A 21,752-nucleotide genomic window follows, 5' to 3' on the forward strand; every position below is an offset into this window, starting at 1 on the left:
GACAATGGCAAACGAAATGAAAAGCGGCTCCACTTTGACGGAAAAAAGAACGAAACGGCAAGAGAAGGATCCAAAAGCATCGGGCGTTCTACTTTCAAAGTGGCTGAAGCGGAATAAAAGAGAGAACGAGAAGAATGAGGAAGCTCTGCCAAATGACGACAGTTTCATAAAGAACCTGAAAATTTACCGCACCAGAATGTTTCCCATTTGGCTGCGGATTGTCATTGTGCTCGTGCTGTTGTTGCTCGCAGCCATATTCGGGCTCATGATCGGTTACGGCCTCATTGGTGACGGCAAGCTGATGGATGCGTTAAAATGGGAAACATATCAGCACATTCTGGACATCATGAACGGAAAAGAATAAAGTATGCTCCGCCTTTTTTTGTGGAAAGCTGAATTCATGATGCATGCTGATATTGGAAATGGCGCTTTTTTGGCGTCCGGATGCCTTCAAATTCTGAGGAACATGTTGCGTTGCCGCTTATTTCGTATGCTTGATTTTGATAATGGGGGGAAATGTTATGTTGAAAGTTGAACAAATTCAGGCAATTTTACCGCACCGATATCCATTTTTATTAGTGGACCGTATTCTTGAACTGGAAGAAGGGAAACGGGTGGTGGGCATCAAGAATGTGTCCATCAATGAACCTTTCTTCAATGGCCATTTCCCTGGCTATCCGGTAATGCCCGGCGTTTTGATCGTGGAAGCGTTGGCGCAAGTCGGAGGGGTGGCTTTATTAAATACTGAGCAATTCAAAGGGAGATTGGCATTTTTGACAGGCATTGACAACGCCCGTTTCAAGCGCCAAGTCGTGCCAGGCGATCAATTGAAATTGGAAGTCGAATTTGTCAAATTGCGCGGCTCGATGGGGAAAGGCCATGGCATTGCCACGGTTGACGGCGAACTCGTTGCGGAAGCGGACATTTTATTTGCAATCGGCCCGGAAGCACCAAAAGTAAAATAAACTCCTTCCCGAAATACACACGTCCAAAAGGGTTCCAATCATGAATAGAATGATTGGAACTGTGCACCCTTTTATAATAAGTGTGTTCCCTTAATTTGAAATTCATTTACAAAAGAGATAAAATATAACAGTTGAATTTTTTTAGGTTGTAGGTAGAGAGAAGTATATGCACCCTTGGCTCTTTTAAACATAGGAGGTTTTATTTTAGAATGTATAAACAGCTGTCATCGGGCGTAAAAATCAGTATCACACGATCCATTTCGATCGCATTCGAGCAATACTTGGCAAGCATCGGCTGGGATGAAGACCGTTTTTCAATGGAAGAATTCATGAAGAGATGGCAACAATATTTTTTGGAAAATGCCGCATGGTTTGAAAAAGTGCCACAGGACATATTGCTGAGCCCCGAATTTCATGAAGAAATTGCCCATAAAATTGACGAAGTGATCGCCAAAATTTTGAACGAAAAGCCGACGAAAAAACAAATTGAGACCATCGAGAAAATGCAGAAACAGCTGGGCACGAATTATACGTATGGATGCAAAGCGGAAGCCCATTATGTGGAACAGCTACTGAAAGAACAATTGAAGGAAAAAGAACGCCCATGAACTTTTGATCCGGAAAATGGCAAAAGTTCTAAAATCGATAATGGATAGTTCCCTCTTTTTTCGCACAAATTAAAATCAGTCACTTTGCAGGTGACGATTAGCGAAGAAAGGAGGGGATTTTTTATGAAACCGTTCATCTATGCGTTATTGTTAGGGTCCGCTTTATTAGTGGGCTGTAATGATAACGATGATGAGAACGCAATCAATGAGGTAGGCAATGACGTTGAAGAAGGCGTAGAAGATGTGGGTGAAGGAGTCAAAGAAGGTGTCGAAGATGTCGGTGAGGGAGTCAATGATGCCCTTGACAATGACACGATCAATAATGACATCAATGACAATGACAAACGGACAAACCAAGGCCTACGCAATGAAGACGTCATGCCGGATGATAAAGGTGTAACCGGGGATGAACGCGGTAACCAGGAAGATATCGTTGAGGATGCCAAAGACATTCGTGACGCTGATACGAAGGATGAATAATGGTTGCGCATCCAGTTCCCATCTGGGGTAAAGGAAGCCACGAGACAAAGTCCAAAGCCTCTTCTGGTATTTTAGACTCGAGAAAATCAAAAAATCCCCCTTGCCCTTTTCGGAGCTATCTGGTTTGGATAGCTCCATATTTTTTGATTCAAGGGTTTTGATTTTGGACAAGCGCCCTTTGTTTGGATGGGGGGAGAAGGGGGAAATGGAGATAAAATTAAAATGGGAACTGGCGAAATGGCACAAAATCAGGTGATATGAGACATAAAAACTGTAAATAAAATAGGCACTGGTGAAATGGACACAAAATCAGGTGATAAGTTCAAAAAATCTGTAGATAAAATGGCCTGTGTCGAAATGGACACAAATTCTGGCGTTATGTTCACAAAAACTGTAGATAAAATATGGCCGTGTCGCTATGTTCATAATATTTATAGAGAAAGACACAAAACCTGTAAATATAACGCCTGCTCCTTGTTGAAATCCGTGATAGAAAATCAGCCATTTTCCCCCTTCAATAATGGACGTTCCCTCATCCCTTTCCGGAACTCACTCAATAATTCTTCCTTTGATAAGTTTTTCTCCAGCAACGTTTGCAACAATTGTTCCGCATATTTTAACCGCACCGTTCGCACATGTCCCTTCATTAAAACCGAAAGCCGATCTCCAATTTCTTCAATCGTTTCCACTTTCACTGTGAAGGGGGCGGGTTCATTGTCAGGGGAAGTGATCGTCACTTGCACATCAAAAGATTCCCGGGTTTCCCACAATCTTTCAAAATGCTTTCGATATGGCTGCTCTGTAAACAACTCCAAAATCCACGTCTTTTCATGATTTTCCTGATTAATGATGATTCCGTCGATCAGGGGGATTTCCACACCATCGTGTTCAAATTGAAAGGAAATCATTTTAAAAGTTTTCAAAGGTTTCCCTCCCATGATAATCGAAATGCCCTCTTTCATCAGTATAGCAAAGGAACTCTTTCAAACATCGGGTAAAGAAAAAAATTAAAAAATTGCCAAACTTTTATTTTGGACATTTTTAAAAAATGGGGATAAAAGCAGGCATGATCTAGTTTGAGTTAAATTTTACGAACATTTGTTTCGTTCGAAAAATGAAAGTTTGAGATAGAAAAATGCGGTCATTTCTTGATTTTGGGATTTTGTCAAAAGAAGGGGTTACCGCTATGATTGAGAAAAAGGAGGTGAATGGATGAATCATGTCGGACTAGTCGGGCGATTAACGAAAGATCCAGTTCTTCGGGAATTTGGAGAACATCGTGTGGCTACGAGTTTTGTACTGGCGGTTAATCGCAATTACCGCAATAGCCAGGGCGATGTGGATGCCGATTTCGTCTCCATTACCGCATGGGGAAAGCTGGCGGAACTGATCGTCCAATATTGCGGCAAAGGTTCACTGATCGGAATCAACGGACGATTGCAATCACGCTCCTATTTAACAAAAGCAAATGTAAAAGTATATACAACTGAAGTCGTCGCCGATGATGTCCGATTTTATTCACTCAAGCCACCAAATAAGCAAACGGAAGTTGAAAAGGATTTCGTTCTTCCGGAAATGGAACAAGAATTACCAGTTACGCAAGGGTCTTCAATTTGAAAATCGGCTGAGAGTTTTGAGGATGGTTGCATTTTGCAGGAAAAAGTGGAGGTTAGCAAAGCAAAGGATTCCGGGTAACACATAGTGGCAGGTTTTCTTTTACAATGGAAGGTTTTGTTGATTTTGTTGGAGCGAAAGGCAAAAAAATTGTTGGGAATGGAAAATGAATGGGAATGGCCTAAAATTGTTTTGGAGTTTGAAGGGGAGTACAAATAAAGAAAATGGGGGGTGAGAAAAACACTGCTGGTTTGTGACCGCCCAGCAGTGAAGGGATACATGGTAATGCATAATGGATCATGATTACAATTGAATATGATAACTGGATAAAGGTAAAGTGAGGCTACATACGAATAAACGAGGAAATCAGAACACACCTATCTAACTTCCTCCTATGGTTAGTTGTCAGACTGTCTAAGAAAGGATGACTTTCTGGGCAGTCTTTTTTGTGTGTATTTGGTTTTGGCGTGGATAGGTTCAGCTTTGGGGTCCGTCTTTTCCTTTGGTGCGGAAGATTTTTTATTAGTGTGAATTGGGCTCCGATTGGTGTGGATGGTTCATTCTTTAGTGCGAGTAGGGCTCCGATTGGTGCGGATAGATCTGCCTTTAGTGAGAATAGGGCTCCGATTGGTGCGGATGGTTTATTCTTTAGTGCGAATAGGGCTTCATTTGGAGCGGATGGTACCTTCTTTAGTGCGAATAGGGTTCCGATTGGTGTGCATGGTTCATTCTTTAGTGTGAATAGGGTTCCGATTGGTGCGGATGGTTCATTCTTTAGTGCGCATACGACTCCGATTGGTGCGGATAGATTTGCCTTTAGTGCGAATAGGGCTTTATTTGGAGCGGATGGTACTTTCTTTAGTGCGAATAGGGTTCCGATTGGTGTGCATGGTTCATTCTTTAGTGCGCATACGACTCCGATTGGTGCGGATAGATTTGCCTTTAGTGCGCATACGACTCCGATTGGTGCGGATAGATCTGCCTTTAGTGCGAATAGGGCTTCATTTGGAGCGGATGGTACCTTCTTTAGTGCGAATAGGGTTCCGATTGGTGCGGATGGTTCATTCTTTAGTGCGCATACGACTCCGATTGGTGCGGATAGATTTGCCTTTAGTGCGCATACGACTCCGATTGGTGCGGATAGATCTGCCTTTAGTGTGAATAGGGCTTCATTTGGAGCGGATGGTACCTTCTTTAGTGCGAATAGGGTTCCGATTGGTGTGGATGGTACCTTCTTTAGTGCGCATACGACTCCGATTGGTGCGGATAGATTTGCCTTTAGTGCGCATACGACTCCGATTGGTGCGGATAGATCTGCCTTTAGTGTGAATAGGGCTTCATTTGGAGCGGATGGTACCTTCTTTAGTGCGAATAGGGTTCCAATTGGTGTGCATGGTTCATTCTTTAGTGCGCATACGACTCCGATTGGTGCGGATGGTTTATTCTTTAGTGCGAGTAGGGCTTCATTTGGAGCGGATGGTACCTTCTTTAGTGTGAATAGGGTTCCGATTGGTGCGGATAGATCAGCCTTTAGTGTGAATAGGGCTTTATTTGGAGCGGATGGTACCTTCTTTAGTGCGAATAGGGATCCGATTGGTGTGGATGGTTCATTCTTTAGTGCGCATACGACTCCGATTGGTGCGGATAGATTTGCCTTTAGTGCGAATAGGGCTCCGATTGGTGCGGATGGTTTATTCTTTAGTGCGAATAGGGCTTCATTTGGAGCGGATGGTACCTTCTTTAGTGCGAATAGGGTTCCGATTGGTGCGGATGGTTCATTCTTTAGTGCGCATACGACTCCGATTGGTGCGGATAGATTTGCCTTTAGTGCGAATAGGGCTCCGATTGGTGCGGATGGTTTATTCTTTAGTGCGAATAGGGCTTCATTTGGAGCGGATGGTACCTTCTTTAGTGCGAATAGGGTTCCGATTGGTGCGGATGGTTCATTCTTTAGTGCGCATACGACTCCGATTGGTGCGGATAGATTTGCCTTTAGTGTGAATAGGGCTCCGATTGGTGCGGATGGTTTATTCTTTAGTGCGAATAGGGTTCCGATTGGTGTGCATGGTTCATTCTTTAGTGCGCATACAGTTTCATTTTGTGCAGGTGACATTCCCACTTGCTCGGATAACGCCCTCTCTTGCTCGGATGGTTCCATCACTTGCTCGGATAATCCTTTCTCTTGCTCGGATAATCTCTCATCTTGCTCGGATGGCTCCCTCTCTTGCTCGGATGGTTCCATCACTTGCTCGGATGGTTCCATCACTTGCTCGGATAAGCCCTTCTCTTGCTCGGATAATCCCTCATCTTGCTCGGATAACTCCACCACTTGCTCGGATGATGCCCTCACTTGCTCGGATGGCTGCTCCACTTGCTCGGATAACTCCTTCTCTTGCTCGGATGACGCCCTCTCTTGCTCGGATACACTCCCAACTTGCTTAGATAGCGCCACTCCTTACGCGGATGAATCCCACACTTATCACTAACCTGCGCGTTTACGAACAACTCGATCAGATAAATCATGGATCCCCAGCTTATATCAAAAAACCCACTGCACAAAAAATGCCCGGCACTTCAAAGTCCAGTGAACTCCAAAGTGCCAAGCATCTCATACCAGCGATTTCATGTAACCCCAGCAAAATCGCTATATCCACATACATCCAGAAAAACCCTCACCATCATCCCTGCTGCACACTTGAAGGAAATTGAAGCAATTCCATCAACTGCGCTTCATCCAGCTCCGTCAGCCAGTTGCTTGCCTGAATCAATTCTTCCGACAAGGCGGACTTCATCTCCAGCATTTGGTCCACTTTCTCCTCAATCGTGCCGATGGTGATAAACTTATGCACCTGTACAAACTGCTTCTGCCCAATGCGGTAGGCCCGGTCCGTCGCCTGATTTTCCACAGCCGGATTCCACCAGCGATCCGCATGCAGCACGTGGCTTGCGGCCGTCAAATTCAATCCGGTTCCTCCCGCCTTCAGCGACAACAAGAACACGGGGAATTCCCCGGCTTGAAAGGCCTCCACCAAGGCATCCCGCTGCTCCTTGCGCATGCTGCCGGTCAAAAACGGCACGTCCCAGCCGTACAGTTCAAAGAAACAATGCTGCAATAATTGGCCCATCCCAATATACTGGGTGAAAATCAAACATTGCTCGCCGCCATCGACAATTTCCTTCGCCAGCTCCACAATCCGCTTCAACTTCACCGAACGGGAAAGCATCCTTTCTGCATCCCCAAACGGCTCCTTCAAATACAGCGCCGGATGATTGCACAATTGCTTCAACTTGCTCAGCATCTGCAAAATCCGTCCTTTGCGTTCAAAAGGGGACAGTTTCTCCAAATCCGCCAAACTGTCCTGGATATATCCTTCATACAGCGCGGCCTGTTCTTCCGTCAACGGGCAGAACTCCTTCGTTTCCTGCTTATCTGGCAAATTCAGCATCAAATCCGGATCATTTTTCGTTCGCCGCAGCAAGAACGGCCGGATTTTCGCCCGCAGCAGCTGCTTGTGATGCTCCGAATCATCCCGTTCAATCGGCACAATGAACTCCTCTTGGAACTTCTTGTAACTTCCCAAATAGCCCCGGTGGATAAAATCAAAAATCGCCCACAGTTCCGCCAACCGGTTCTCAATCGGCGTGCCCGTCAACGCAATATGATGGTCGCCTTGCAAACGGCGGACGGCCTTCGATTGCTGGGTCTGCATATTTTTAATATTTTGCGCTTCATCCAGCGTCACCACCGCCCAATCGACGGCCTCCAAAAACGCCACATCCTGAGAAATCGTGCCATAGGTGGACAACACCACTTGCGGCGCTTCCGTTACCAAAAACTGATGAAAGGCTTCATCCTTCAAACGCCCCGAAGCATAGTGGGTATGCACCTTCAAAGATGGGGCAAAGCGTTCCAATTCCTTCTGCCAGTTGCCCAAAACGGAAGTCGGGCAAACGATGAGCGACGGTTTCTTCTCTTGCCAAAATTCATACACATACAGCAAATAACTGATCAACTGCACCGTTTTCCCAAGCCCCATATCATCGGCCAAAATGGCGCCAAACTGCTGCGTGCGCATAAACGCAAGCCACTCATAGCCCTGTTGCTGATAAGGCCGCAATGTCGCCTTCAAAGACGCGGGCACTTTCACAGGAGGCAGCCCTTGCTTTTCCTGCAGTTGATTCACATACGCCTGCAACGAACGCTGCATCTCAAAGGCAAAGAGCGGGTCGTCCCGGTCTTCATCCTCTTCATCCCATTCCGGATTCAACAGCTCCTCTGGCATCTCGCGGAACACCAATTCCTTCACGGTCCAGTTTTCTTTTTCCGCCTTGTCCATCAACGCCCGCACTTTCGCCATCCAATCGCTGTCCAAGCGGAACCATTCATCGCCGATCCGCACAAACTCCCGCTTTTCCTCCACGATTTTACGGAACTCTTCGGGACTGATTTTTTCGCCGCCGATGGAAAGCTCCCAGCGGAAGGATAAAATGTCATCCAGCCCGGCCATGGACTTTTTCGGAACGTTTTGCGCACTGACGCGGACCCGCATTTTCGTCCTTTTCAATTCTTTCAGCCAGGCAGGAAGAATCACTTCAAACCCAAGGGCTGTCAACTTGGCAAAGCCGTTCCGGATTAGGGCGCGCACCTCGGCATCGCCCAACGGAATATACAAAAACGACTCATCCGAAACCACGTCCAATCCAAGCAGCTGCACCATTTGCTTCTGCGTTCGCGTAATCTCATCCGCAAAGTCTTTCCATTTATCAGGAAGCGCCTCCCGGATTGGGAGATGCCGCTTCCTTGCAGCAGGCGTCCAATGTTTGGCGGATGCCGAAGATAAAATCACCGTTTCCAGCACCCAGTCATCCGAAGAATCTTCAGGTTCATTCAAACGGAGGGCGACTGTCAAATGGCCGATGGAACGGTCCTGCTGAAGCGGCCAACCGCCTTCTTTGAAGAAAGGCAGCAAGGAAGGCACATCGGAAAGGGGCAAGCCGTTTTGCCCCAATTTTTGATAAAGGGCGGTTGTCAGCAGCTCCTTCCGCAAGGGGTCGCCTTCCAAATGCATTTTAAGGGAAGGCCCCGTTTCATCCTCGGACACTTCCGCCACATCCCATAAGGAAGGGCTGTTCCACAATGGCTGTACGGCATACAGACTCTCAAGCAACATCGCATCCTCAGCCCTTGCCCCTTCAAACTTTGCAAAAGGATGCTTCCACTCGGGGGACAAAGCTTCCATCAATTCGACCGCCGAAACGATCAGCGCATCCCCGTCCATCTCGGCATGCAATCCGTAAAAATTCGGTTCATACCGGAAAAAGAAAACCGATGCGAACTTTTCGGCGGTAATGGTCTTTCCGTTTTCAAAAGCCCGGACGGCATACAATCCCTGTTTCAACGGCTCGAAGGTCAATTGATAAACATTGGCAAAAGGATTGACGTTCAACGCATGTTTAACTTGCAACTCTTTCATAGAAATTTCCTTTCTCCAGCTCGGCATTCCAAAGTCTCATCCTGATAATTTCTTTTCTCAAATTCAGCATCCCGGTGCTTTATCCCGATAATATTCTTTCTTCAACCCGGCATCCCGGTGCTTCATCCTGAAAATATTCTAACTCCACCCCGGCATCCCGGTGCTTCATCCTGAAAATATTCTAACTCCACCCCGGCATCCCGGTGCTTCATCCCGAAAATATTCTTTCTCCAACCCGGCATCCCGGTGCTTCATCCCGATAATATGCTTTCTTCAACCCGGCATCCCGGTGCTTCATCCGAATATTTCCTTCACCCTGGCATCCCGGTGCTTCATCCCGAAAATATTCTATCTCCACCCCGGCATCCCGGTGCTTCATCCCGAAAATATTCTAACTCCACCCCGGCATCCCGGTGCTTCATCCGAATATTTCCTTCACCCTGGCATCCCGGTGCTTTATCCCGATAATATCCTTTCTTCAACCCGGCATTCCGGTGTCTCATCCGAATAATTTCCTTTCTCGAACTCAGCATCCCAAATAGTCTCATCCCAATAATTTCCCTTTCTCCAATTCTTCCTGCAAAGCCCGCAGCCGTTTGTATTGATCGCGGACGGAAGCGATATAGTCTTCCCAAAAATTCATTTTGCCCGCTTTTTTCGCCGCGGCTTTCATCTTCTTCCAAATCCGGACCGCCTGCTTGTAATTGTAACGGGACTTTTCCTTGATTTCCCCCATGGCGTAAAAATGATAAAGGGGAAGGACAAGGGCGGGGGCTTCCTCCGCAACTTGCTTCAACCCGTTGTACTCCAAATGCTCGATGGAGGAAGGATACATTTGCTGCAACGCCACCCATTCCCCGTAACGCTTATGCTTCAACAAATATTGGGAATATTGATGAATCCCGTCTTTCCCAAAGGAAGAATATAATAAAATTTCCTCATCTTCCGATAAATCGATATGCTCATATAATGAATAAATCGAAGAAACGACGGGCGAACGATACACATTCTTCACCCTTTGGATGAACGCTTCCAAATGGGGAAGGATGGCCCGCAAAATAAGTTCTGCCGCCCGTCCGTTCTGCTTGGCGTAAGCGAATTTCACAAGCCCCAAATGGATGTCCACATGTTCGGGATTGATATGTTGGATATTTTCTTCGATTGCGGAATCATTTTTCAAAATAATATAGAACACATTGAGCACTTCCGGAACAGGCATTTCCCGCTGTTCCTGCAAATACACCAGCTCTTCCAAAGCGCGCCGCTTTTCCGTAAACACTTCATCCCAGAACAGCAGATACAGGTTCATTTTCCGGTTGATGAAGCCTTCCTGTTCAAACAGCAATTCCCGGAGGAGGAACTGCATTTGATCAAAAAACGGATCCGTTGCAAAAAGGCGGGAAGTACCGGGGATTTCATGGACGATGTTTTGGATGGATTGAAATCTTTTATGAAAAAAGTTTTCCAGCAAATGTTCATCCACAGAGCAGCTTTTCGTGAATCGAAGGGACAATCGATTCACAACGGCCAGTTCCATAAATAACTTGTAAATCGGTTGCCATTCCCGTTCGAAGGGCATTTGTTTATTCAATTTTTCCAATGCATTCTCCGCAATGTTGGTGTACATGAAGGCGGGAATTTCTTCATCCCCGTGAAAATAGTGGCTGAGCACTTCATCGACCATTTTCAGCCAGCTTTCAGGGGTGCGGATATTCGCGAGGGCTTGCAAATCCACGGTTTTTTTCGAACGCCAGCTGCTCACCCATTCTTGCACGGAATCAATATATTGATATAACGACAGCAACACGCTCACCTGATGCCGGCACCAACCTTCCTGCGGGCATGAGCAGGAAATTGTGTTGCCCTGGAAATCGATAATCACTTCCGCCGCCCGCACATCCCGGACCGTCGTCGTCAAAATGGAGAAGACGGATATATAGCGATGGAAAACCACCGCCTGATTCCGGACGGCAAAAAGCGCCCGCCGAACGATCTCCTCATCTTCCGTGACGGAAGGATGAAGCTCCCTCGCAATGATCTGCAATTTTTCACAGATAAATGCTTCTTGCTCTTTGGCCACATTTGCAACTGATAACACCATTCCATTCGCTCCTAAAAAAGTCTTTCTTTCCATTATACCGCGGCAATCCATCTTTGATAAGGGAAATCCTTTGAACTTGCGCGGAACAGATTTAAAAAAACAGATTAAAATGTTATGAATTTTTCGAAAAAAAGTATAAAATAATAAAAAATAGTATTAATATTAGATGAAATAAGAAGCCAACCCTCTTTGGTGATTCCATTTATTTCCTATACTTGAATTTTTATCAACCAATGGAGTTCTTTCAAACATGAAATTTGGGGAATATAAGGTAAAGGAAATTCGTATGATAGATTACAACCATTTTTACATGGCAGTTTCGTGAAAATTCATCTCTTTCAGGCATAAGTTGTTTGTCGGGCACATAGAATGGAAATTTGTTCTTTTGACAATATAAATTCATGTGGTTTCCAAAAAAATTCAAGTTCATTATTGATTAAACACCGGCTTTTTTGGAAAAACCTAAGGAAGTTTCAAATTCGGGGAAAAGGGAAATTTTGATGTAAGCTTTCGGTCAAAGGAAATGAGTGAAATAGGAGGGATATCGATGATCCAAGTCCAATACATGAAACCGTTTTATTCCAAAGTCTCGGGCGAAACGTTGCGTTTAGTGTTTGCGTATCAATATTTTTCCATCATGAAGGACAATGAAGTGTATCATTTTGTGCCGATTGAAGGGAAGGAAATTATCGTAAACTTAAAAACGATGCAAATCGAAAACCTCTCTGAAATTTTTGTTTTCCAGCGCGGAAACCGGTTTCTCCGCCTGCCGCTTTATCAGCTGCTGTTGATTTCCAACATCCACGAACATCTGGCACCGATTTTGGAGGAAGCGTCCAATAAGTCGGAAAGCATCCATCTCGTTCCTCATGAGGAAAATTCGGAAATCGCGGACCTCATTCGTGCATTGGAAAGCCAAAATTTAGATCGCCTCATCGACGAAGCCCTCTCCAATCGCGACGAACAACTTTTCTACGAATTGGTCGAAAAGAAGAAAAAAATGGAATAAGGTGCCGGGTACTTGATGTGCCTGGCACTCTTACGAAATTAACAAATAGATGATTCCCACTGCAATCCCGGATCCAATGATTCCAAACACCACGTCTTCCAACGAAAATGCCTTCACATGTTTCATTCCGACTCCTCCTTATTCTTCTTATGGAACCATTATTTCCTAATCTTCAAACGATTAAACCTAATCTCAATCAATCTATTCATTGAAAAAGATAAATATTCGGAATTTTGAGGGGATTCTTTTTAAAGGAGTTGCCGATATATTGAATTTTTCTGAAATCCGCCGATATGTAGAGAAAAGAGGTTTTTAATAGAAAGTTTTGAAGGATTTCTGTCGGTGGCACTTTATCCAAAAAAGAAAAGGAGGGGGAAGATGTTCGGGCAATGGTGGGCAACAGGAATGATGATTATCAATAATCTTAATCAAAACTGGATGATGGCCAATAAAGCGCTTCTGAGAATTTCATCCGGCTACCGCATCAACAGCGCGGCGGATGATGCGGCAGGCCTGGCCATTTCCGAAAAAATGCGCGCCCAAATTCGCGGGCTTCAAATGGCGGGCAAAAACATTCAGGACGGGATTTCCCTCGTTCAAACGGCGGAAGGGGCACTCAATGAAACCCATGCCATCATCCAGCGTATGCGGGAGCTGGCCATCCAGGCGGCAAGCGACACGCTGACGGACGATGATCGCAAATTGATCGATATTGAGTTCCAACAATTGAAAGAGGAAATGACGAGGATTGCCAAGCAAACCGAATTCAACACACGCCCCCTCTTGAACGGCGATTATGAATCCAATCCGTTGAAAATCCAGGTGGGCGCGAATGCCGGTCAATATATGGAAATCTATATCGGCGGTGTGGACAGCAATCGCCTTGGAATCGGCGGTGTGGACATTGCGACACGGGACAACGCCGATGCAGCGATTGGCGCGCTGGATCAGGCATTAAAGCAAGTTTCCGGTGAACGTGCCCGCCTCGGCGCGTACCAAAACCGGTTGGAACATGCGTACAATAATGTGCTGAATACGGCGGAAAACTTGACGGCCGCCGAATCCCGCATTCGGGATGCAGACATTGCCAAAGAAATGATGAACTACACGAAAGCAAGCATTTTGGCCATGGCTGCCCAGCACGTCCTCGCCCTTCATATGCAGCAGGCCCAATCGATCTTGATGTTGCTGAATGGCGGGAAGAAGTAGTGGATGGTTTCGTTTACGGGGGAGTGGGGGATGTGGTTGATTCCATAAATTCCTCCCTCAAGGCCGATGCCATTCTGGGAAAACTGGAGTAGATCCATTTGCTTTGAATGCCGAGGAAATGCGGGGGTTGGTGCTATTTACGTGTGATTGAAGCGTCCCCCTCAGCGAATGGATGTCTGCTGCTGATCAAGGCGGCAAGAGGTTCACTTGGCGATTGCATATGCCTGATACTCTTGGAAGTGCCAGGCATTTTTTATGTCAACTTAATCCTCCAAATTTTATCTTTCACCCAAAAAAACCGTCCAAAAATTAATTTTCTGGAAATCACTTCCTAGAACCCCTCATTTCTGCTAATTTATAAGAAAGAACGGTTCAACTGCATGAGGGGGTGGAATTTTGCTGATAAAACCATTCCAAACCAGCACTTACAAAATCGCCCTGGAATCCCTACGCAAACGCCTAAGCCCTCGCCACGAAAAAATCCTTAAAATCGAAGAAGAACTCTCTTTGCAAGAAGCCGGAGAAAACGGCGAAAAACATGTATTGACCATCCTGACAGAAAACCAGCTGCCAAAGAACACCTTTATCCTCCATAACGTCACAATTGACTCCATCATCAACATCCAAATTGACATTATGCTGATTTCACCGGGCTGGTGCCTTATCCTGGAAGTCAAAAACCTCAATGGTGAACTGACATTTATGAACAACCCGCCACAATTGATTTGTGTAAAAGAAGACCGGAAATTGATCTACCGCAGCCCGGAAGCCCAAATCGACCAATACCTCTTCGGCCTCACCCGATTTTTTGAGCAACATCAACTGAAAATGCCCATGTATGGAGCCATCGTATTGCCTTATGCCAACGCCATCATAGACAAGCCTCCATCCAAATATCCGCTGCTCATGGGAAGGGGCATCATCAACCACATTTGGACACTGCCAAAAAAAGACATCATCCCATCCAAACAAGTGGCGGAACTCATGATCCGGCATACGAAAGAACCATCCTGGAACCATTTTCCTCTTACCGAGCACTACAACATTGATCCAAAGGACATCCTGCGCGGCGTCGAATGCCCGAACTGCGGCGCCATCCCCATGAAACGCCTGAAGCGGACATGGCTTTGCGAAAAATGCAACAAAATGGATATGCGCGCCCATGTAAAAGCGTTGAGGGAGTATTACATGTTGATTGATAAGACGATTTCTACTAAAGAAGCCATGGATTTTTTAATATTAAGAAACCGCTTTGAAGCAACGAGAATATTGAAAGCTAACAGCAAAGAACGTACCGGGAATACAAGAAATAGTAGATATGATTTGGCATTGGAATAAATCAGGATGATGCGCAAGAAGAAGTAAGATTAAGAGCGTGCTTGATTGGTGCGCTCTTTTATATTTATTAAGGGATTATTTCAAAAAATGGATGCTGCTACAAAGGGAGTGGAAACTACATCATTGGAAGCGCTAAAAGGGGAAAAAAACAGTATCTGCATCTGGAAAAGGCAAATGAACTAAAGGGAATGCTATTCGCACTAAAGAGGATGCCAATCGCACCAAAAGGAGGAGTAACCGCACCAAAGGGTTGGCTATCCGCACCAAAAGGAGGAGTAACCGCACCAAAGGGTTGGCCATCCGCACCAAAAGGGGGAGTAACCGCACCAAAGGGTTGGCCATCCGCACCAAAAGGGGGAGTAACCGCACCAAAGGGTTGGCCAACCGCACCAAAAGGAGGAGTAACCGCACCAAAGGGTTGGCCAACCGCACCAAAATAGGGAGTAACCGCACCAAAGGGTTGGCCAACCGCACCAAAAGGGGGAGTAACCGCACCAAAGGGTTGGCCATCCGCACCAAAAGGAGGAGTAACCGCACCAAAGGGTTGGCCAACCGCACCAAAAGGGGGAGTAACCGCACCAAAGGGTTGGCCAACCGCACCAAAAGGAGGAGTAACCGCACCAAAGGGTTGGCCAACCGCACCAAAATAGGGAGTAACCGCACCAAAGGGTTGGCCAACCGCACCAAAAGGGGGAGTAACCGCACCAAAGGGTTGGCCATCCGCACCAAAAGGAGGAGTAACCGCACCAAAGGGTTGGCCAACCGCACCAAAGGGTTGGCTAACCGCACCAAAAAAGGGAGTAACCGCACCAAAAGAAGAAGTATCTGCACTAAAAGACCTCTCCGCACCAAATAATACCCCTCCCCTAGCAAAAAAACGGTAGATAATGTGAAAATAATTCACAGTTTCCCGTGAAAGTTGTATACTAAAACTCGTATGATTAAATTCAACACAATACAAACCGACGAATAAAACAATCTAAATCAATACACCCTAAAACAAACGGGTCGTGGAGTGCATAGGATTTGAAGTTCCCTCAATAAAGCGCGGAACACCAAGCGGAGCCGACAATCCGGGGCTCCTTCACAACACCATCAAGAACCATAACCAAATCTCAGCACTGTCAACACTCCATCCACCCGTTTCGGAACATTGAAAGGAAGTAACGATTAACATGACAAAAACAATGTGTGTGATCGGACTAGGTTACATCGGATTACCAACAGCGGTCACTTTTGCAAACCATGGAGTCAAAGTTCATGGAGTAGACGTCAACCCGAATGCCGTTCGAAGCATTCAAGAAAAAAAATTACATATTGAAGAACCAGGCTTGCAAGAACGGCTCAACAAAGCGGTGGATGAAGGATATTTGACTGCTTCCACAACACCGCAAGAAGCGGATGTATTTATCATCTCCGTACCATCTCCAATCAATCCGGACAAAACAGCCAACCTTGAATACGTGCGGGAAGCCACAAAATCCATCGTGCCTTACGTGAGAAAAGGCAACTTGGTGATTCTGGAATCCACAGTGCCGCCAAAAACAGTGGAACGCGTGATGATTCCTGAACTGATCAAAACAGGTTTGGATATCGGAACAGAACTCTTTGTTGCCCACTCACCAGAACGGGTAATTCCGGGACGCATCTTTGAAGAATTGATCAACAACGGCCGCATCATCGGCGGGATCAATAAAAAATCTGCGGAAATGACAAAAGAACTTTACGAACTCTTTGTGAAAGGCCCTATCCATTTAACGGATGCCACAACAGCGGAACTTGTGAAAGTCATGGAAAATACATACCGTGATGTCAACATTGCGTTCGCCAACGAATTGGCCAAATTGGCTGAAGAATGGGATGTCAACATTTGGGAAGCGATCCACTATGCGAACTTCCATCCTCGCGTGAACATCCACTTCCCAGGACCAGGTGTGGGCGGACACTGCATCGCCGTTGACCCATGGTTCTTGGTGGAACTTGGCGGAGAAAAAGCGCAAATGATCCACCTTGCGCGCAAAATCAATGATGGCATGCCGTTGTTCACAGCCCAAAAAACCCAAAAAATTTTGAATGAAAATAAAATCGCGGGCGGCAAAGTGGCAGTGCTTGGCCTTGCTTTCAAAGGAAATGTGGACGACATGCGTGAAAGTCCATCATTGGAAGTGATCCACGAACTTCAACAACTTGGCTTGGAAGTCGTTTCCTTCGACCCGCATATTAAAGAAAATAAACACCCAACCCAAACACAAAGCTTGGAAGAAGCCGTAAACGGTGCGGACATTCTGCTTGTGTTGACGGACCATAAAGAATTCAAAGAATACAATCCATTAACGATCACGCCAAAACACAAAATCGTGCTTGATACGAAAAACTGCTTGGATCGCGAAAAATGGAAAGAAGCCGGATTCCAATGCCATCTTCTCGGCGATTCAAAAAATAAATAAGAAGAATATACGGCAGGGTAGAAGCTCTGCCGTTTTTCTTTTGGTGCAGAGGATGGAACGGGGCTCCCGCGGATGAAGTCTCCCGCGTATAAAGGCAATAACCCCCGCCTCAAAATGCATATCCTTCCACCCCCGTGCCAAAAATAAGGTGTAACACCCGTAAACGCCATGTCACCAATTTTTAACTTTCAAATTCTGTACATTCTCATTTTTTTTGGTATGATGATAAACGGAAAAAATACAATCGAAATGGATGAATGGAAATGAAAGAAACAGTTTTAGGCATACAAGTCAACACAGAAACCTACGACGAACTGATCGAGCAGATCTTTGACCGCATCGAGAAAAAAGAAAAATCACTCATTGTCGCCATCAACCCGGAAAAAATCATGAAAGCGAAAGACGATCCGGCTCTCAAAAAACTATTGAACGAAGCCGAATTCCAAATTCCTGATGGCATTGGTGTCATCCTGGCTTCCAAACTTCAAAAAGGGAACATCATCGAAAGGGTTACGGGCATCGACATGATGATGCGCATTTGTGAAGAAGCGGCGAAAAAACAAAAACGGATTTTCTTATATGGAGGAAAACCGGGAGTTGCCGCATCCGCTGCGGAAAAACTGAAAGAACTATACCCTGGCATCCAAATCGCCGGCATCCAGCACGGTTACGAAAAAGACAATACAAAAGTCGTGGCCAACATCAATGAAGCCAAACCGGATATCCTCTTTGTCGCAATGGGCAGCCCAAAACAGGAAAACTGGATCAATGCCAACCGCGACCAATTATACCCAATCATCTATCAAGGGGTGGGAGGATCCTTCGACGTGCTCGCAGGAAATGTCAAACGGGCGCCGGAATTTTTCCAAAAAATAGGGCTTGAATGGTTTTACCGGTTGATGCTGGAGCCAAAAAGAATCAAGAGACAAATGGCATTGCCTAAATTTTTAATCGAAGTCATCCGCAGCAAAAAAGCGAATTAGCAACATTTCCCTCAACTCCACAAAATTATGCAATAGAAAATTATTTTGTAATCTTTGTAATAATTTATTGTGTATTTACACTGATGGTGTTAAACTGAAGTAAGTAGTAAGATTTCCTCTACAAAATAGATGGAAAAATTTTCCCTGCAAGAAAAAATGGTTGGTAGCCCAGGAAAGAGGCCTCAGCAATTCACTGCTGGGGTCTTTTTCCTGCTCACCAACCCTCATTTAAAATAGGAAGAAAATCCAAACGGTGCCACAAGATGCTTCCATTGGAATAAATTCTATCCATCCGATCGCGCCTGCTCCTCTCCAAACAAATCCCAACCCCAACAAAAAAATCAGTCATAAATCCAAATAGCCACCAATATACTAGGTGTCGGGTGAATGAAACGGAACATGAATAAACGTTTGGAACAAAAGAACCAATCAGCAAAAAATAGCAGATCATCCCCAATGTCATGAAAAAATGGACCAACATTAGTAGAAATGAAAAAAATCTAGAAAAAATATAAGAGAATTGCTGATTGAGGTTGTTTTTTACAAATGGTATGTGTCATAATATAAGAGATTGTTAGTTATCCTTGATTTCATGAATGTGACAATCGTGTAACCGCAATGGAAATGTTGCCAAAAAAAGATTGACAACCCATTCGCAGACTACTAAACTTTTACTTGTAATAGTTTATAGTTCTCATATGTTTTGAGGATAACTAAAAATATTATGTGAAATAAGAGGAGGAAATCTTTCTATGGCTAACCAACCAAAGAACTATAAAAAATTCGTAGCAACAGCTGCTACAGCTACATTGGTTGCAAGCGCAATCGTTCCTGTTGCTTCAGCTGCCAGCTTCTCTGACATCGAAGGCAACACTCATGCTGATGCAATCAAAGCTTTATCAGACGCTGGTATCATCAAAGGTTATGAAGATGGTACATTCAAACCAAACGCAGAAATCAACCGCGGACAAACTGTTAAGTTATTAGGCCGTTGGTTAGAAACTAAAGGCTACAAAGTTCCAGAAAACTGGAATACTGTACAACGTTTCAACGATCTTCCAGTAAACGCTGCTGACTCTGAATTAGTAAAATACGCTGCATTAGTTAAAGATGCTGGCGTATTCAACGGTTCTAACGGCAACCTAAACTATAACCAACCAATGCAACGCCAACAAATGGCACTTGTATTAGTACGCGCTATCAAAACTGTAGAAGGCATTGACTTAATTAAAGAATACAAAGATGCTGGATACACTTCTAAAATCAAAGACTTAGACAAAGCTTACTCAACTGAAAACGTTGAAGCAATCACTGCTTTAGAATACGCTGGTATTACAGTTGTAGAAAACTTCAACCCAACAAGCGCAATCACACGCGGTCAATTCGCTTCATTCTTAAACCGTACAATCAACTATGAAGCGCCAGTTAAGGAGCTTAAAGTTGTATCTGCAGAAGCAATTAACGCAAAACAATTAGTAATTAAATTCTCTAAACCAGTTAAAAAAGATGATGTTGTAGCACCTGAGACTACTGGTACAGAAACTAAAGATACTTTAGTTAACGGTAAAATCTCTCTTACTTCTTTAGATGGTAATGCTGTAGCTATTAACGATGCTAAAGCAGAACTTTCTGAAGATGGAAAAACATTGAAATTAACTGCTACTGGCAACGAAGTATTTAAAGGTCGTTATGACATTAAAATTGATCTAGGTGCAATTAAATCTAAAGATAATGAAGAAATCGAAAAATTCGAAGCTACTATTAAAGCAGAAGATAATACAGCTCCAACAATTGTAGGAACTGAAAAAGTTACTTCTACTAAATTTAAAGTTAAATTCTCAGAACCAATTAAATCTTTAGGTACTTATACTTTCAAAGTTGGAGATAAAGATATTGCAACAGGTGGAAATGGTGTAATGGTAAGTTTCACACCAGGTAATGACTATGCCGAATTCACTTTAGGTAGTGATGTAGAAGCAGGACAAACTGTTGTTGCAAAATTCGTTGGTGTACTAGATTATGCTGATAAAGTAATTTCTCCAAACCCAGTATCTGTTTCTTTCACTAAAGGTGCAAAAGACGGTGTAGCACCAACTGTAACTAGCATCACAGTTGTAAGCGGAAAAACTTTAGAAGTTAAATTCTCAGAAGAATTAGCTGCAGTACCTACAATTAAAGTTGGTGGAAATACTGCAACTGTTGAACAAGATAAAAATGATAAAACTAAATACATCGCTACATTAGCAACAGCTGTATCAGGACTACAAACAGTAGTTATTGAAGCACCATTTACTGATCTAAGCGGAGAAGTTCAAAATGATAGCTATTCAAGAGCAGTGAACTTCAGCATTGATACAACTGCTCCAAAATTAGTATCATCAACAGTTGAAACTGGTAGTGATAATGCTCAATACCTAGTATTAACATTCGATGAAAATGTTGAAAAAGGTTCTGTAACTTCTATCACAGTAACTGGTAAGAAAACTAAAAACTATATCACTTCAAATCTTACTCAAGTAAATATCGGTGATACATCAAAACTTCAATTCTCTAGCGAGAATAAAAAAGTTGTTAAAATTGCAATTGCTGACTTACTTGGAGCTAACGACGAAGAAGGTGCAGTATTTGAAATTACTGTAACTGGTAATAATCCATTAGTACAAGACGAAAGTGGAAATACTGGATTAAAAGAAGTTAAATCTTCATTCACTCGCGTAAAAGATGGTTCTGCTCCTACAAAAGCTCCAGCAACAATTGACAAAACTTATGATGGCAACGGTGTAAAAGTAGAAGGCAACAATACACTAACAGTTAAATTCGAACAGGCTGTAGACGGAGCTACTGCTACTAATCCTGCAAACTATGTAATTGAAAATGCAGTTGTAGAAAAAGCTGAACTTGGTTCTGACGAAAAAACTGTTACATTAACATTGAAATCTGGCTCAGTTCAAGATACTGGAGCTCGTCAAATTACTATTAAAAATGTAAAAGCTAAAAACGGAACTGCAATGGAAGTATACAATACAGTTGAATCACTTAATGAAAACGTACTTCCAACATTACAATCTGCACAAATTACAGCTGTAGATGCAGGAACAAATTCAACAACAATCGTTTTCACATTCAGTGAAAATGTTAAAACTGACGGAGCAGCAGTTACATTTGACGTTAAATCTGGTACAACTACTGTTGGTACAGCTACAATTGCTAATGATACTACAGCAGATACTAAAACACTTACAGTTACAATTAACGCTGCAGTAACTATCGATCAAATTTCTACTGGATTAACATTAACTAAAACATCAGGTGATATAGTTGATGCAGTTGGAAATAAATTCGATGTAGGTACTGGAATCTTAATTAAACAATAATTCTAATACCTATAATAGGCGGGAATAGTTAAGTCTAACTATTCCCGCTTTTTGTGCGCCCGGCATGTACATGAACTATAGGGTGTAAGTCCCGAACCCCGAAGACAGAAGTAGAGGTTAGCCAAGAGCAAGGGTGTCCGTGGTGACGCG

General features: G+C 44.2%; 17 protein-coding genes. 11 read left to right on the forward strand and 6 right to left on the reverse strand.

Annotated features, from left to right (window positions below; all coding sequences use genetic code 11):
• Nucleotides 1–4 precede the first annotated feature (4 nt).
• The 4 genes from NST13_RS14750 (at nucleotide 5) to NST13_RS14765 (ending at nucleotide 2,053) form a co-directional block, all read left to right on the forward strand.
• Entirely contained in the window at nucleotides 5–364 is a 360-nt protein-coding gene (locus tag NST13_RS14750) for a DNA-directed RNA polymerase subunit beta (RefSeq protein WP_342580921.1), read from the forward strand.
• A gap of 157 nt (nucleotides 365–521) precedes the next feature.
• Nucleotides 522–965 carry a 3-hydroxyacyl-ACP dehydratase FabZ gene (gene fabZ / locus NST13_RS14755; protein WP_342580922.1) on the forward strand — a complete coding sequence of 148 codons (444 nt, stop codon included), beginning with the start codon at nucleotides 522–524 and terminating at the stop codon, nucleotides 963–965.
• A 209-nt stretch (nucleotides 966–1,174) separates the two neighbouring features.
• A complete protein-coding gene (locus tag NST13_RS14760) occupies nucleotides 1,175–1,573 on the forward strand; it encodes a hypothetical protein (RefSeq protein WP_342470296.1) in 399 nt (132 codons plus the stop codon).
• 123 nt (nucleotides 1,574–1,696) lie between these two features.
• On the forward strand, nucleotides 1,697–2,053 hold the full coding sequence (locus NST13_RS14765) for a hypothetical protein (protein WP_342580923.1): 357 nt from the start codon (nucleotides 1,697–1,699) through the stop codon (nucleotides 2,051–2,053).
• A gap of 497 nt (nucleotides 2,054–2,550) precedes the next feature.
• Here NST13_RS14765 and NST13_RS14770 read toward each other — a convergent pair whose 3' ends face one another.
• Nucleotides 2,551–2,976: a YwpF family protein gene (locus NST13_RS14770; RefSeq protein ID WP_342470294.1), complete on the reverse strand. Its 426-nt coding sequence runs from the start codon at nucleotides 2,974–2,976 to the stop codon at nucleotides 2,551–2,553.
• Nucleotides 2,977–3,265: 289 nt separating this feature from the next.
• Between NST13_RS14770 and NST13_RS14775 the strand changes: the two genes are divergently transcribed.
• A complete protein-coding gene (locus NST13_RS14775; protein WP_342580924.1) occupies nucleotides 3,266–3,670 on the forward strand; it encodes a single-stranded DNA-binding protein in 405 nt (134 codons plus the stop codon).
• 340 nt (nucleotides 3,671–4,010) lie between these two features.
• Here NST13_RS14775 and NST13_RS14780 read toward each other — a convergent pair whose 3' ends face one another.
• The 4 genes from NST13_RS14780 to NST13_RS14795 form a co-directional block, all read right to left on the reverse strand.
• Entirely contained in the window at nucleotides 4,011–6,119 is a 2,109-nt protein-coding gene (locus NST13_RS14780) for a hypothetical protein (protein WP_342580925.1), read from the reverse strand.
• Between the two features lie 226 nt (nucleotides 6,120–6,345).
• Nucleotides 6,346–9,141: a DEAD/DEAH box helicase gene (locus tag NST13_RS14785; RefSeq protein WP_342580926.1), complete on the reverse strand. Its 2,796-nt coding sequence runs from the start codon at nucleotides 9,139–9,141 to the stop codon at nucleotides 6,346–6,348.
• A 208-nt stretch (nucleotides 9,142–9,349) separates the two neighbouring features.
• Nucleotides 9,350–9,520 (reverse strand): hypothetical protein, encoded by a 171-nt coding sequence (locus NST13_RS14790; protein ID WP_342580927.1) that lies wholly within the window; start codon nucleotides 9,518–9,520, stop codon nucleotides 9,350–9,352.
• Nucleotides 9,521–9,685: 165 nt separating this feature from the next.
• Nucleotides 9,686–11,242, reverse strand: a complete 1,557-nt coding sequence (locus NST13_RS14795) for an SWIM zinc finger family protein (RefSeq protein WP_342580928.1) — start codon at nucleotides 11,240–11,242, stop codon at nucleotides 9,686–9,688.
• 547 nt (nucleotides 11,243–11,789) lie between these two features.
• Here NST13_RS14795 and NST13_RS14800 point away from each other — a divergent pair.
• The 3 genes from NST13_RS14800 (at nucleotide 11,790) to NST13_RS14810 (ending at nucleotide 14,798) form a co-directional block, all read left to right on the forward strand.
• A complete protein-coding gene (locus tag NST13_RS14800) occupies nucleotides 11,790–12,251 on the forward strand; it encodes an IDEAL domain-containing protein (RefSeq protein ID WP_342470287.1) in 462 nt (153 codons plus the stop codon).
• Nucleotides 12,252–12,629: 378 nt separating this feature from the next.
• Entirely contained in the window at nucleotides 12,630–13,460 is an 831-nt protein-coding gene (locus tag NST13_RS14805; protein WP_342470286.1) for a flagellin, read from the forward strand.
• Between the two features lie 396 nt (nucleotides 13,461–13,856).
• Complete coding sequence (locus NST13_RS14810; RefSeq protein WP_342580929.1) at nucleotides 13,857–14,798, forward strand: nuclease-related domain-containing protein; 942 nt, start codon at nucleotides 13,857–13,859, stop codon at nucleotides 14,796–14,798.
• 115 nt (nucleotides 14,799–14,913) lie between these two features.
• Here the strand turns inward: NST13_RS14810 and NST13_RS14815 are convergent, their stop codons facing one another.
• The gene (locus NST13_RS14815; protein WP_342580930.1) at nucleotides 14,914–15,702 is read right to left on the reverse strand and encodes a hypothetical protein; all 789 of its coding nucleotides are present in this window, start codon (nucleotides 15,700–15,702) and stop codon (nucleotides 14,914–14,916) included.
• Between the two features lie 271 nt (nucleotides 15,703–15,973).
• Between NST13_RS14815 and NST13_RS14820 the strand changes: the two genes are divergently transcribed.
• The 3 genes from NST13_RS14820 to NST13_RS14830 all read left to right on the forward strand — a co-directional run bounded on the left by NST13_RS14820 (nucleotide 15,974) and on the right by NST13_RS14830 (nucleotide 21,602).
• Nucleotides 15,974–17,245, forward strand: coding sequence for a nucleotide sugar dehydrogenase (locus tag NST13_RS14820; protein WP_342470282.1), 1,272 nt, complete (start codon nucleotides 15,974–15,976; stop codon nucleotides 17,243–17,245).
• A 263-nt stretch (nucleotides 17,246–17,508) separates the two neighbouring features.
• Nucleotides 17,509–18,228: a WecB/TagA/CpsF family glycosyltransferase gene (locus tag NST13_RS14825; protein WP_342580931.1), complete on the forward strand. Its 720-nt coding sequence runs from the start codon at nucleotides 17,509–17,511 to the stop codon at nucleotides 18,226–18,228.
• A 752-nt stretch (nucleotides 18,229–18,980) separates the two neighbouring features.
• Nucleotides 18,981–21,602, forward strand: coding sequence for an S-layer homology domain-containing protein (locus tag NST13_RS14830; RefSeq protein ID WP_342580932.1), 2,622 nt, complete (start codon nucleotides 18,981–18,983; stop codon nucleotides 21,600–21,602).
• The last annotated feature ends 150 nt before the right edge of the window (nucleotides 21,603–21,752 follow it).

The organism is Ureibacillus sp. FSL W7-1570 (assembly GCF_038593265.1).
GTDB classification, from domain to species: Bacteria; Bacillota; Bacilli; order Bacillales_A; family Planococcaceae; genus Ureibacillus; species Ureibacillus suwonensis.

Excerpts from the sequence above, each read along its gene's own strand:
- NST13_RS14805 (WP_342470286.1), top strand. The coding sequence starts at position 12,630 with ATGTTCGGGCAATGGTGGGCAACAGGAATGATGATTATCAATAATCTT.
- NST13_RS14795 (WP_342580928.1), bottom strand. The coding sequence starts at position 11,242 with ATGGTGTTATCAGTTGCAAATGTGGCCAAAGAGCAAGAAGCATTTATC.
- NST13_RS14790 (WP_342580927.1), bottom strand. The coding sequence starts at position 9,520 with ATGAAGCACCGGGATGCCGGGGTGGAGATAGAATATTTTCGGGATGAA.
- NST13_RS14800 (WP_342470287.1), top strand. The coding sequence starts at position 11,790 with ATGATCCAAGTCCAATACATGAAACCGTTTTATTCCAAAGTCTCGGGC.
- NST13_RS14825 (WP_342580931.1), top strand. The coding sequence starts at position 17,509 with ATGAAAGAAACAGTTTTAGGCATACAAGTCAACACAGAAACCTACGAC.
- NST13_RS14760 (WP_342470296.1), top strand. The coding sequence starts at position 1,175 with ATGTATAAACAGCTGTCATCGGGCGTAAAAATCAGTATCACACGATCC.
- NST13_RS14830 (WP_342580932.1), top strand. The coding sequence starts at position 18,981 with ATGGCTAACCAACCAAAGAACTATAAAAAATTCGTAGCAACAGCTGCT.
- NST13_RS14785 (WP_342580926.1), bottom strand. The coding sequence starts at position 9,141 with ATGAAAGAGTTGCAAGTTAAACATGCGTTGAACGTCAATCCTTTTGCC.
- NST13_RS14775 (WP_342580924.1), top strand. The coding sequence starts at position 3,266 with ATGAATCATGTCGGACTAGTCGGGCGATTAACGAAAGATCCAGTTCTT.
- NST13_RS14765 (WP_342580923.1), top strand. The coding sequence starts at position 1,697 with ATGAAACCGTTCATCTATGCGTTATTGTTAGGGTCCGCTTTATTAGTG.
- fabZ (WP_342580922.1), top strand. The coding sequence starts at position 522 with ATGTTGAAAGTTGAACAAATTCAGGCAATTTTACCGCACCGATATCCA.
- NST13_RS14750 (WP_342580921.1), top strand. The coding sequence starts at position 5 with ATGGCAAACGAAATGAAAAGCGGCTCCACTTTGACGGAAAAAAGAACG.
- NST13_RS14820 (WP_342470282.1), top strand. The coding sequence starts at position 15,974 with ATGACAAAAACAATGTGTGTGATCGGACTAGGTTACATCGGATTACCA.